7 protein-coding genes are annotated in these 12,615 nt (G+C 69.2%); 1 reads left to right on the top strand and 6 read right to left on the bottom strand.

Features of this window, described 5'->3' with window-relative positions; all coding sequences use genetic code 11:
* The first annotated feature begins 176 nt into the window (after positions 1-176).
* Positions 177-1,565 (top strand): hypothetical protein, encoded by a 1,389-nt coding sequence (locus VQH23_RS12625; RefSeq protein WP_338665995.1) that lies wholly within the window; start codon positions 177-179, stop codon positions 1,563-1,565.
* Between the two features lie 152 nt (positions 1,566-1,717).
* Here the strand turns inward: VQH23_RS12625 and VQH23_RS12620 are convergent.
* From VQH23_RS12620 to VQH23_RS12595, 6 genes are all read right to left on the bottom strand, one after another.
* A protein-coding gene (locus VQH23_RS12620) for an IS630 family transposase (RefSeq protein WP_338664127.1) occupies positions 1,718-2,787 on the bottom strand; the annotation gives its coding sequence in 2 pieces (ribosomal slippage) (positions 1,718-2,293 and positions 2,296-2,787; 1,068 coding nt in all).
* 160 nt (positions 2,788-2,947) lie between these two features.
* Complete coding sequence (locus tag VQH23_RS12615; protein ID WP_338666097.1) at positions 2,948-5,260, bottom strand: DEAD/DEAH box helicase; 2,313 nt, start codon at positions 5,258-5,260, stop codon at positions 2,948-2,950.
* 1 nt (position 5,261) lies between these two features.
* The gene (locus tag VQH23_RS12610) at positions 5,262-6,626 is read right to left on the bottom strand and encodes an ATP-binding protein (RefSeq protein ID WP_338665994.1); all 1,365 of its coding nucleotides are present in this window, start codon (positions 6,624-6,626) and stop codon (positions 5,262-5,264) included.
* Between the two features lie 10 nt (positions 6,627-6,636).
* On the bottom strand, positions 6,637-8,718 hold the full coding sequence (locus VQH23_RS12605; protein WP_338665993.1) for a TerB N-terminal domain-containing protein: 2,082 nt from the start codon (positions 8,716-8,718) through the stop codon (positions 6,637-6,639).
* 952 nt (positions 8,719-9,670) lie between these two features.
* Entirely contained in the window at positions 9,671-10,639 is a 969-nt protein-coding gene (locus tag VQH23_RS12600) for an SH3 domain-containing protein (protein ID WP_338665992.1), read from the bottom strand.
* 813 nt (positions 10,640-11,452) lie between these two features.
* Positions 11,453-12,463: a TauD/TfdA family dioxygenase gene (locus tag VQH23_RS12595; protein WP_338665991.1), complete on the bottom strand. Its 1,011-nt coding sequence runs from the start codon at positions 12,461-12,463 to the stop codon at positions 11,453-11,455.
* Between the last annotated feature and the right edge of the window lie 152 nt (positions 12,464-12,615).

Genomic DNA, 12,615 nt, shown 5'->3' with positions numbered 1-12,615 from the left:
GATGCCATCACCACACCTGCCTGACCTGGCTGTCTGCAGGTTTGGCCGCCTCCTTCCGGGAAGTGGCAGCTTGCGCGACACCGCCAGCACGACTTCAAGGCATGAGGGCTGGCCCCAGCGTCGGATCGTACGATTCGCTGGACATGGCAGTCCGTAACACGAGGCGGGTCGGGAAGATGGACGAGCGTCAGGCCGAGGCATTGGTGCGGGCACCGGGCGAGGCACTGAGGGTTGAAATCAAGAGCTGGCTGGACATCGACGGACCGGAACACAGGGCGAAGCTTGTGCGAGCGCTGCTGGCGCTGCGGAACTTCGGGGGTGGCTTCCTCCTCATCGGATTCGACGACAGGACCGGATCCCCGGCCGAGAACCCTCCCCCGGATCCGCGGTCAAGCTTCCATGTGGACGTCCTGCAGCGTCTCGTCTCGACCTATGCCTCGGAGCCATTCGGGATCGAGGTCACGTTCGTCGAGAGAGCGGGCATCGCCTATCCGGTCATCGAGGTTCCGACGGGAGTGCAAGTTCCAGTCGCCATCAAGGCCGACCTGAGGCACGAGACACGACACCTCCTCCGTCGGGGCGATGTCATGTTCCGGACGCTGGGCGCGAACAACACCGTATCCTCGGCGGCCGCCGGACCGGGCGACTGGCGGCAGATCATGGAGATCTGCTTCGACAACCGGGAGGCGGACCTGGCGAGGTTCGTGAGGCGGCACCTGCGCAGCAGCGATCTGCCCGGTCTGCTCGCCGATCTTGGCCTCGCCATGAACAGGGTCAGTCGACCCGGGCTGCAGGAGATCTGCCGGGAGTTCGCCGACGAGTGCGCAGTTCGTGCCGAACAGAAGGAGCGGGCGAGGGGATTGCTGCCGCTGCCGGAGAGCTTCGGCCAGATGGAAATCGCGGCGGTGCTCGACCCTCCCGCGAGCGGCTTCATCGCCGACCAGGGCTTCAGGGACCGGCTGATGCGGTCGCACCCGAGGTACTCGAACGACCTCTGGATGGATAGCCGAGGTTATCCGAACCGGGGCGACCGGCCCTCGGTGGACGCAGGCGGCTGGGATGCCCTTGTAGATCTGACCGACTGGTGGAAGATGCGGGAGTTCTCGAGGCTCGAGCCGTCGGGCCGCTTCTATCTCCGGCGGCCGCTGCCCGAGGACTCCACCGCCCACTCTCGCGGCGCAGCTCCCGGGGTCATCCTCGACATCGAGGCAACCATCTCCAATGTCACCGAAGCCATGGCGACAGCGCTCGCGTTCGCAGATGCACTCGGGGCTGAGCCGGACCAGGGAAAGCTGGGGTTCCTCGTCAGCTGGGGGGGGCTCCAGGACCGGCGCCTGGTCTCCCTGAACGGAGGCGGCGAGCTGATCGCCTTCGAGCACCGATCGAGCACCAGTGCGTTGGAGCGGTTCGTCGAGCTTCCTGCTGGCACGTCCGCGCTGAACCTAGCCCCCTATGTCTCCCAGCTCGTCCGGGAGCTGTTCGCCCTGTTCAACGGCTATACCTACAGTCCCGATCGAGCCGAGGCCCAGGTTCGTGCGGTCGTGGAACGCCGACGCGGCGCCTGAAGCCATGGGTACCCCGCGGCTTGACGTGACAAGGGTCGAGGGTTTGGCCCGGGTCGAGGATCTCCTTGCCGGACCACCCCCGCCGCGGAACTTCGCTTGTGCCCTCCAGCATCGTCGTCAGACGCGAGAGCGCTGAAGGGCTTATACCCGGCTCATGAAGTTCTGACTGACTGCAGGTATGGGTAGTTAGTCAGGGATGCGATGCGCCCTGTCTCCGCGGTGAGTTGGTTCCAGGCCTGACAGCAGCCGTCGATGATGCTGTCGAGGTCTGGGAAGAGGCGGAGCGAGAGGAAGCGCTCGCGGAGGTAGAGCCAGACACGCTCGACCGGGTTTAGTTCCGGCGCATAGGGCGGCAGGAAGACGAGGCTGATGTTGGCCGGTGTGGCGAGGTGGCCAGCGATGTGCCAGCCCGCACCATCCAGCAGCAGGGCGGCATGCACTTTCTCGGGCAGGGTGGCGCTGAACCGGTCGAGGAAGGCCTGCATCGCCGCCGTGCCCACCTCGGTAAGCACGAGGGCAAAGGCCTGGTCGGTGCCAGGGCGAACGGCGCCGAAGATCCAGGCGGACGCGTGCCGCTGGTCGATGATGCCGCTCGGGCGGATGCCACGCTCGTACCAGATGCGGGCGCCGCGCCCCTTCTGGCCCACGCGTGCCTCGTCCTGGCACCAGATTTGGACCTCAGTGTCGGGGTGGGTACGGGTGATCTCCTTCAGGGCCGCAGCGAGGCCCCTTTTTTGAACCGCTCCTGCGCCGCGCTGTCCGCCCTGGGATGACTGGGGCGGGTCTTTTGCCAGGATAGGTCGAGCGACTTCACCAGCCGCAGCATCCCGCTCTCGCGGTAGCTCACGCCGAAGCGCTCCTCCGCCACCCGGCACAGGTCCACGATGCGCCAGGACGACACACCATCCCTCTCCCGGTCGGGGCCGCGCAGCACGACCGCCTTGAAGGCGGCCTGCTGCCCTTCGGTCATGCGCGTCGGGCGCCCCGAGCGGGGCTGATCACGGAGGCCCGCCACACCCTCGGCATTGAAGCGGATCACCCAATCCCTGAGCGTCTGCCGATCCATCCCCGCAGCCCGGGCCGCCGCCTCCCGGCTCATGCCGTCCAGCACATTCGCCAAGGCCATCAGCCGGGCCGCCACTCGCCCGTCGCGCTCGCGCCGGGCCAGACGGCGCAACTCCGCCGCCTCCATATCGGTCCGGATCGCCACCGCCGTGCCCATCCCGTCCCCTCCGGCACCTCGGAGAACACCGAATCACACCATGCCGTGCAGCACCTCACACGAATGAGTCAGCAGTTCGTGCGCTGGGTATTACACCCGCGTCCGGCAGTCCGTCATGGCCGACCCGGGTGGCCTCCTCCATCCTAGTTGTGGATCGACTTCAAACCCGGGCGGACCTCCCGATCGGTGGGTCCGGGGACCGATGCTTCGCCGAGTAATCGCCTCCAGTCCCGCTCCCCTCCCCAGCGCCCGAGGTTTCCCCGGCGTCATTGATCCTGAGCGGAGAGACGGCGGACCGGACATCCTGGGCGACGCCCTGGATGCCCAGCGCCCAGAACGACTGGAGGACCTTGGGAGCGATCAGGCCGTCGAACTTCCCTGACGCCAGGGCGCCGACGTCCGCAACGACAACCCCCAGGTCGGGAACCCCCTCCGCCTCCAGCCTGGCCAGCTTCCGGGCGAGCGCCTGCACATCGGGCTGCGTCACCACGACGCCGAAGTCATGTGGCCAGCACTTGAAGCCGTCAGCGCCGAGAAGGATGGCCAGGAGGCCGTTGGAGCGGGTACCCCGCCACGTCATGAGATGGACGTCACGACCCGACCGCACGGCCCGCCTGCTGTCCAGGGAAAGGCGACGGAACGCCCGCCTGCCCTCGGCAAGCAGACGGTGCATGGTCTCATCCACCCATCCCGGCTCGCCGTCCTCCATGTAGACGGACAGCATCTCCGCCGACAGGCGGTCATCCACCGCTTCCGGCGATCCTCCGAAGAGAGGCGCCTTGCCGCCCTTGTGGGATTCCACCGTGATGACGTGGGCGGCCTCGTCCACCCCCTTCACGACCCACCGGCGCCCCGCGAAGACCATGAGGTTACCGGGCAGCACGGGGTTGTTCACGGGGAGCGAACCCAGTGTCTTTCCCGAAGTGACAACCTGCCATTCCTGGCTGCTCGCGAAGAGGGCGTAGAAGTCCCGGGAGGAAGACAGCCGCTCCCCCGCCGATGCGAGCATCAGCGTGCCGTCGGACGCCTGCTCGATCAGCCTGGTCTCATGCGACCCCATGCTGCGCAGGAGGTCCAGGAAGAGCTGCGTCCCCACCCCGGAGAAGGGACCGGGGCCGCACAGGATCCGGTGGATCGTCTCGGCCCGCGCGCCGCCCCGTTCGCAGATTACCGAGAGCACCTGGTGGAGGAGCGCCGATCCCAGACCCTCCACGGTGCCAGGGGCCTCGATGAAACCCTGCCCGAGCAGCCGGATGGCCGCGATGGCCCGCACCGTCTCCTGCCGGAGGGTATCCAGCAGGTTCGGATCGGGATCCAGCTCTTCCTCGATGACGTAGATCCGCAGGATGGCTGGCATGCCTGTCCTGCGCCCCGAGCGGCCCAGCCGCTGCCGCAGGGATGCGATCGACCTCGGGGCACCGATCTGGGCCACGGACTTCACGGAACCGATGTCGATTCCGAGTTCCAGGGTGGACGTGCAGACCGCCGTCGTCGGCAGCTTGCCCTCCTTGAGGCGCCCCTCCAGCTCCTCCCGGATCTCCTTCGAGAGGTTGCCGTGATGGGGGAAGAACTCGTTCGGGACCCGGTCCGCCTCGCACCTCCTCCGGAGGAGATCGGCGAGCACCTCCACCCGCTGACGCGAGCCGCCGAACACCAGGGAGTTGTGCCCCCGCATCGTCGTCATCAGGTGTCCGGCCACGGAGGTGATGGCCACCTCCGCAGCCTCCTCGGCTTCTCCTGCCCCGCCCTCCTTCCCGGTCTCCACGGGTCGGGCAGGCTCGATGTAGCCGCGGACCTGCAGCTGGATCTCGTTGCCCGGCTGAGTGGACCGGACCATCCGGACCCGGGCCGGATCGGAGGGACGCAGCCAGGCCGCCGCGGCATCCAGATCGCCCAGGGTCGCCGACAGGCCAATCCGGCGCGCAGGACTGGCAGCAGCGGTGTCGATGCGCCGGAGAAGGGAGGCGAGGTGGATGCCCCGTGGTCCTGCCAGGAAGGCGTGCAGTTCGTCGACGACGATGAAGCGGAGGTTGCCGAACAGCGTCCTGGCGGCCGCGGGCCGACGGCAGAACAGGGCCTCGATGGATTCCGGCGTGATGAGGACAACGCCCCGCGGCCGGGCCAGGAGCCTGGTCTTGGCGGAGGTGGGGGCATCGCCGTGCCACCGCACGACAGGCAGCTCCAGCCGCTCGCAGAGCTGTTCAAGACGCCCGAACTGGTCGTTGATCAGCGCCTTGAGCGGGGCGACGTAGAGAACCGCGAGACCGTTAACCGGGTCGTCCGCGACCTCGGACAGCACGGGGAGGAAGGCGGCCTCCGTCTTTCCGGCCGCCGTGGACGCGGCGACCAGCACGTCCCCCCTTCCCTGCCTGACCTCCAGGATGGACCGGGACTGGATCTCGCGCAGCCCGGTCCACCTCTGGTCATGGACCCAGCGCCTGACCTCGGGGTGGAGGAGGTCGTAGGCGCGCATATCATCCAAGGCGGAAGCCTGTCAGCCCGCTGTCGCGCGGGTCCTTCCCTTCCTCGGCGCCGCCACCTGCACCGATGCCGGTAGTGCCTTCCGGTTCGGGGATGTCGCCGTCGTCCTCGGGGACGTCCGGCGTGACCTCCACGGCCCCGAGCAGGCTGCGCCAGTCGGCCCCGGGGTTCTGCTCCAGCACGGACAGCAGCTGGCAGAAGGCCTTGATCGTGTTCCGCGGTGTCCGGAAGTAGGCCTCGCCGATGCGCTCGCTGCAGTGGACCATGAAGGCCTGGAGGGCCTCGTCCGGCACGAGATGCCGCGACGGATCGCCACCGGCGAAGATGTTCCTGACGTTCATCAGCAGGATCATCAGCTCCTCGGGCGTCAGGCTCTGGAGGCGGAGCACGGGGCCGGACAGGTCCACCAGCCCGTCCCGGGCGAAGGAGTTCTCGGACAGGCGGGACTGGAGGGCCGCGTAGCTGTACAGGCCGCGACGGGTATCCGTGAGGAACTCGGGTGTGCCACCCATGACGAAGCCGATGCCCCCGGTGTTGCCCTGCAGGACATCGTTCAGGATGGCGAGGATCTGCTCGTAGTTCTGCTCGCGCGCCTGCTTGTTCTGGAGCTTGTAGAGGTTGACCATCTCGTCGAACACGACGAGCAGCCCGGCATAGCCCGCGAGCCTCGCCAGCGCGGACATCAGCTTCAGCCCCTCGTAGAGGTCCTGGTCGCCGATGATGTTGCGCACGCCCAGCGCCTGCCGCGCCTCGGTCCTGGTCGAGAACTCGCCGCGGAGCCAGCGCAGGGCGTTGGCCTTCAGCTCCTCGTTGCCATCCTCGCTGCCCCGCCAGTAGGCCTCCACCACGGTGGCGAAGTCGTAGCCCCCGCCGCCCTCCTGGAGGTGGACAAGGCGCTCCTCGAGCACCCGCTTCACGGGGACGCCCCGTTCCCCCGCTGCCTTCACCAGGTCGGCGACGAAGCGCTCCAGGACGCTGGGCAGGGCGCCGCCGTCCGGCTTGGTGCGGGTCGCCATGTTGCGGACGGCCTCGCCGTAGAGGCCGCGCGCCTGGCCGTTCGATGCCTGGAGGCGCCGGTCGGGACCGAGGTCCGCATGGACGGTCAGCAGCCGCTTCTCCAGGGCGACGAGCCGGACGAGGCTCATGAAGAAGCTCTTGCCCGCGCCGTACTCGCCGATGACGAACCGGATGGAGGAGCCACCGTCCGCGATGCGCTCGACGTCCCGGACCAGGGCCTGGAGTTCCCGCGCCCGCCCGACCTGGACGTGCTGCAGGCCGACGCGTGGGACGACGCCCGCCGACAGGGCCTGGATGATGGTGTCGCGGTCGCGGGGACGGATCTTGGCTTGGACGGTCATGCTTTCTTCTTCAGGCAGGCAGGAGTTGGACGCGCAGGTGGTCCACGACGGTCACGAGGTCATCGTCGGCCTCGAGGAGAGGCTCCTCGTAGCGGTCGAAGCCCCAGTCGTTGATGGTCTCGATTGCCCCCTCGGGGAACAGGCGCAGCTCCTTCGCCCTGGCCTCGAACTCGCCCATCGGCAGCTCGCCAGCGGCCAGTAGCGCCTCGAGCAGGGTCCCGTGGGCGCCGTCCAGGCCAGCGAACCGGGCGGCCACCTCGACGGGCTGTCTGGGCAGGGGCACCTCGTCATCCACCGCCGTCTCCGGCTGCGGTTCCTCGGCAAAGATGCCGGAGAGGAGCGAGGAGACCTGCGTGGTCTCCTGGCGGATGCGTGCGAGCCGCTCCGCATCGAGAGCGACGCCAGGCTGGGTCCCACCCGCGGCAGGCGCCTGAACCGCCTTACGGGAGGGCCGCGGCTCGGTACTCGTTCCCTGGTGGAGCGCGGAATGGACGCTCTCGGGCGGCAGTCCGAGGGTGCGGTATAGCCGCTCCAGGAACGCGACCTCGGTCCGGGATGCCTGGCCGTCGGAGAGTACGGCCGCGATGGCCGAGCGTGCGATGGCCTGCCGAGCATCGAAGGGTAGGCCCGCGATGCGTCGTAGGGCGCCGCCGCCCTTGGCGCGATCACGCAGGGACCATACGAAGGCCTCCAGACGCAGGGCCTCCGCGGCGCTCAGTCCGGAGATCGCCCGGGCGTCGCGGATCACCGCGTCGAACTCCTGGTCGGAGACGTCGCCATCGGCCGCCGCGGCAAGGATCGCCACCTCTACCGTCACCTTCGCCTGGACGAAGACCGGTCGCTCGGGATCGACCGGAGCGCCCCCCGGTGCCTCGAAGAGCACCATGTCCGCGGTGGTCGTCACCGCCTCGCCGCCGTAGCGTCGGTCCGGCTCGATGCCGAAGCCGAGCGCGTCGAGCCGCTGGGTGAGCTGGGCAATAGCGGACGCGGTCGGTCGCTTCGCGCCATCGTCGAGAGCGATGCCGAGGGTGCGGAACAGGGTGCGGGGGGCGATGGCCACGATCGACCTGCCTCTGAGGAGAGGCAGGAGTACCCTTCGCGTCTCCTCTGCTGCACTGGCCGTCGCCGCTTCCCGGAGGGGCATGGGCAGCAGGACGGCCGCCTCCAGGGTGCCACGCGCCTCGGGCCTGCGGCCGATGAGGCGGCTGTAGGCATCGAGATCGATCTGGCTGGACTCCAGGAGGTCCCGCAGTTCTCCCAGGGGAGCGCTGGTCCCCGAGATGTCCGGGAGCTTCTCGTGCGGCCCGGGTATGACTGCGGTGAAGGTGCTGCTGGCGGCCCGGTAGGTCGCGGTGATGCGGCGCTTGGGCACACGGACGGCCAGGCCTCGAGGATGGCTCTCGCTGAAGCGGGCCGCGAAGACTTGGCGGAGTTCCGGAAAGCAGCGCTGGCCCGGCGTCCGGAGACGCGCCTCGGGAGTCCCGAGCACCCACAGCAGTGCATCCTCCGCATCCAGCGGCCGTCCCTCCGCCAGCACGGTCCCGAGATGCAGCAGCGTCGCCAGGGGAATCTCGCTCAGCCAGTCCGTCGCCGGGGCTGGCTCGACCCTTCCCGGCGTCTTGCCGGAAAGGAGGGCAGCGGCTGCCAGGAAGTTGGTGGCGTGGTTCCGGAACGACCCGTTGGTTCCGTAGATACCGAGGAGGCGCTCGACCTCGGCGACCAGGACCGGTGCGTCCGACACCTCACGCTCGTGGAAGAGCCTGCGCTCCAGCCCGTAGAAGAACAGGAGGACGAGGCCGATCTCGGCCCTGGGGTCCGCCCGCCCTCCAGCCAGCCAGTCGATGTAGGCCCGGCGTCCCGCGGACGTCAGGGAGTCGTAGTCCGGCAGGTAGTTCAGGCCTGTGGCGTCGCCGGGCTGGTATCTTCGGGCGATCGGAAGGGAGGGATTGATGAGACAGCTGTCCGGCCCCCAGCCCCGGGGATTGGGCAGGCTCTCGCCCACGTAGATCATCCCGCCCGTGATGCGGGTGTGGCGGATCGTGATCTCGGTGCCCGGCGCAATCCAGGCGGCCCTCTCCGCGGCGCTGCGCACCTGCTCGACCGGGCGGACAGGTGCCTCGTGACCAGCGGCTGGTATGCTGGGGGCGGCAGGGTGCCCGGGGGACCGGAGCGAGAAGCTGGCGAGCGCATCGTCGTCGCCTGCGGATCCGGACGTCTGCCCGGGCCGAGGAGCATGCTTCCCGGACGAGGCTGGGTTCTCGGTCTCGCGGATGAAGACTCTCGAGAGGCCGGACGGCTCCTCCCGCTCCTGGGCAGTCTGGTGCCCGGGGGCGGGCGTCGGCCTCTCCGGAGCCTTGGGATCGGCTGGCGGCAGGGCAGCAAAGACCCCGGCGACGATCTCCGCGGTGGTCGGGCCTGATGCACCAGCGGCGGCCTGGCCGCTCTCCGCCGGGAGGGCGCCCTTTTCATGATGCGCCCGAATGGCATCTGCTGCCTCCAGCACGGTCATCTCTCCGTCTGGTCGGTGATCCGGCAGGTGGGGCTTCAGAGTTCCTGTCCTCGCACCTGTCTCGGGCGGTAGGGGCTTGTCGGCTGGGCTGACGGCCTTCTCCGGACGTACGTCGGACGCGGCGGACAAGTCTGGGGAAGCCGGACGGATCGGGCTGCCCGCTGGTGCATCCGTGGCAGGGGCTGCGGTACGGGAGCCAGGAGGACCGACCGGCGGCAGGGATCGTTCCAGCCGGACCAATTGCTCGAGTGCCAGCCTGGCACGCTGCCCGGCATCGCCCTGCCATTGCTCGGCGGAGCGGATGAACGGGGCAGTATCCCCGCGGAGTGCGTCGGTGCGGGATCGGTCCCGTGACCGGATGGCGGATCGGGTGGCCAGGAGGACAGCCCCGGAGAGCAGGACACCGCCGACGATCTGAATGATGACAAGGTCGGTCGGCATCAGGCTTCCGGCAAGGGAGTGCTGAGGGATGGCAGCCTGTCCAGGGCGGTGCCGCACCGGCCAGGATGGTGGCCGGGGCCTGGACCGGCGATCCTCAACGGGCGTTATCCAGAAGGCTCGAGTGAATCCAGCCCCAAGCTTCGGTGTCCCCGACCCGGACCCATCCTGCGGAGCGTCCGAAGACGTTGAGACGCGTACCGCCCGATGTCGTCCGCAGCACGTCGGCTGCCCCGTTCGGCGCCGACCTTATGTTCGCGCCGCTCCTGGTCACGATCTGCTCGCGCGTGGGCGGGACGGCCGCGGGGGTCGGGGGCGTGACCGCGCCGGGAGCTTCGGGCGTCGGCGATGGAGACGCTTCCGGGACCGGAGGAGACGCCTCCGATGGAGGCAGCGTGGTGGGGTGGGCAGGCTCCGGTGGGGCCGGGTGCTGTGCCAGGGCGACCGATGGTCGGATCTCGATGGATGGCGCACCGGCGGTCGACGATGCCGTGCGGTCCGGCAGCTGACGGGACGCCCAGGCCAGGGCTTGGCCGCCCAGGGAAGGATTGGCCAGGACAGCCCAGGCACAGATCGCAGCGACGGCGGCCGCGGCCGTGTACTCGTGCGCCCGGGCCGTCTGCGGCGAAGGCGGGATCGTCACCACGGGGCGGTCGTCGGCGACGAGGCTGGCCACCTCGGCGAGCGATGCCCGTCTCTCGGCGACATCTCCGGGAGCGTGCGCCTCCTCGGTCAGGACCCGCTGGTAGTCGGCGAAGGCCGCCGCGAAGGCCTGGGCGGCCTTGAGGTTGCTGATCAGGTAGCTTCGCGGGGACAGGCCTGCGCCCCGGAGCGTGAGCATGCCGTACCGGACGAAGGAAACGCTCCGGTTGTTGACGTATCGCCTGTCCGGGCTGCCGTCCTTGTTGGCGCGCTCCCAGGCTACGGACTCGATCGTGGCGTCGGCGGCAGGCTGGACCGCCTCGGCGACGGTCCTCTCGGCGTATTCCAGCCGGGTCTCCAGCACGCTCGCGAGCGTCAGGTCGTCGCCCGAGCAGAGCATGACGAAGCCGGGATACAGGTCCATCGAGGAGCCGTTCGGCTTCAGGGCCGCCAGTCCTGGCCATCCGGCGTCCATGAACGGCTGGAAGGCAGGGGCGAACTGTACTGCCTCCCGCTGGACCTGCGGACCTGGCACGGGGTGGGATGGCGGGGTCGGAGGGATCGCCCCGACCTCCCAGGCAGCCCCTGTCCTGGCCAGCCCGTCGAATGCGGCCACCACTGCCAGGTAGGCCCGGGTGGCCCGCCTGCCGAAGGCGAAGCGGACGGTGATCCGGCAGGCGTTCCGCCGGGCAGCCGCTGCCTGGAGTTCGGCTTCGGCTACGGCAGCTGCCGACCGGAGCGAGGGCAGGCGCCAGGAGAGGAATGGCGCGAGTGGTAGGCGCGAGGCCCTGGCCCACCTGCGGGAGGCGCGGTCGCGGCGCTCGAGACATCGTGGGAGCTCAGCCTCGACGCGTCGTGCGGCCTCTTCCGCCAGGCGCAGCAGCGCCCCGACGTCACCAGGGGCGATCCGCCGCGGCGAGGGTCCCGCCGGAAGCTCCCCAGCTCCGGAGACGCCGACGTCCGGAGCGGCTGCCGATACCGCCACTCGTCCGTCGGCCAGGCCGAACTCGATCTCGGGGAACTTGAACCCGTCTTCCTGGGCGCCGGATGCCATCTCGGCACCGTACCAGAGGTATCCCGGGATCGTAAGATTCGTCTGACAGGCCAGGAGGTCGGCCTAGGCGAGGACCGGACAGCCATGGTGCTGGCTGCCGGGACGGCCCCGTCGCGCATGGTCCGACCGTCGAACGGATGCCTTTCGCCCGTCCGGCGCTCGGCTGCTGAGGAGGTAGCCGATTCAGCGATGGCAGTGCGGGGGACCGCCGGGCTGCCGGTGACCGAGAGTGCCGTCCATCCAGCCATACGTCCGCAGCAGCCAGCGGGTGGTGCCGCCCACGCCCGGACCGGTCGCGGCGCGTCCGTGGATGACCTGCCTGTTGTGGATCAGACAGACATCCCCGGGGCCGATCGGCACCTCGACATAGAGGTCGGCCAGCGCCTCCTTGAAACGCCGCAGGGCGATCCCGGCCGCGGCCGGAGCACCGTGTGACGGCGCTACCCTTCCATGGCTGAAGCGCATGGAGAGGCCGTGCCGTGGTTCGCGGCGGCTAAGTATGGGGGCGCCAACACGAACCCGGTCCGTGTCGAAGGTCGCCTGGGGAGCGATGTCGAACCAGGGACCTTCCATGGCCCAGAGTTCCTCGTCAGTCAGGTTCTTCAAGGCCAGCGACACGGGAGCCAGCCTCGTCGGCGTCCCCTCGGGGTTCCGCAGCCCGACAAGTACAAGGAGGTCCGGAGCGGGCGAGTGAACCTCGTCTCCTGCCGCGAACTCGCTGGGAAACGGGAAGGATGCACCATCCGTGTGGCCCCGCATCGCCTTCCTCGAGCGCTCGGCCGGACCTGCACCGACGTCCTCCTCCGGACGTGCGACCAGGTTGACGAAGGCATCCCCCCCGTTCTCGCAGGCATAGGAGACCAGCCTCGCCCCGGCGAGCGCCATCAGCCCGACCGTGAGCCAGCCGAGCGGCCACCAGGCGTCGTTCTGCACCGGAGGGAAGTCCAGCGGGGTCGGGGGCAACCGCGACAGATCCATTCCCGCGCGGACGACCAGCCAGGGTTCCAGTCCATGGGCGAAATGCCGAACCGAGGTCATGTCCTCGCTCGCAAGGGCCGTCCCGGCCATGGCCCTGGCCCGGTCGCGCAACTCGATCGGCCTGATGCAGGGGTCCTCGTCCGGAGCCGTTGCCAGTGCCGCAGCCAGACGCCCGGGTTCCAGAACTATTCCTTGGGGGGTTTCGACGGCAGGCACGGTTGGACTCGCAGAATGCAGATCCTTTCTGAGGCAGCAACGGGAGGATTGCAATCTCACCGCGATGCGGTGAGATTTACCGGAGAGTGGTGAGATTCGCCACCGGCAGCGTGGAGCACTCCGGCTCCTGCGCGGCTCGACGGAGAGTGCGG

The organism is Pararoseomonas sp. SCSIO 73927 (genome assembly GCF_037040815.1).
Taxonomy (GTDB): Bacteria; Pseudomonadota; Alphaproteobacteria; order Acetobacterales; family Acetobacteraceae; genus Roseomonas.
Note: the sequence above shows the minus strand (reverse complement) of the source record. Positions and strands in the feature narration are given on the sequence as shown.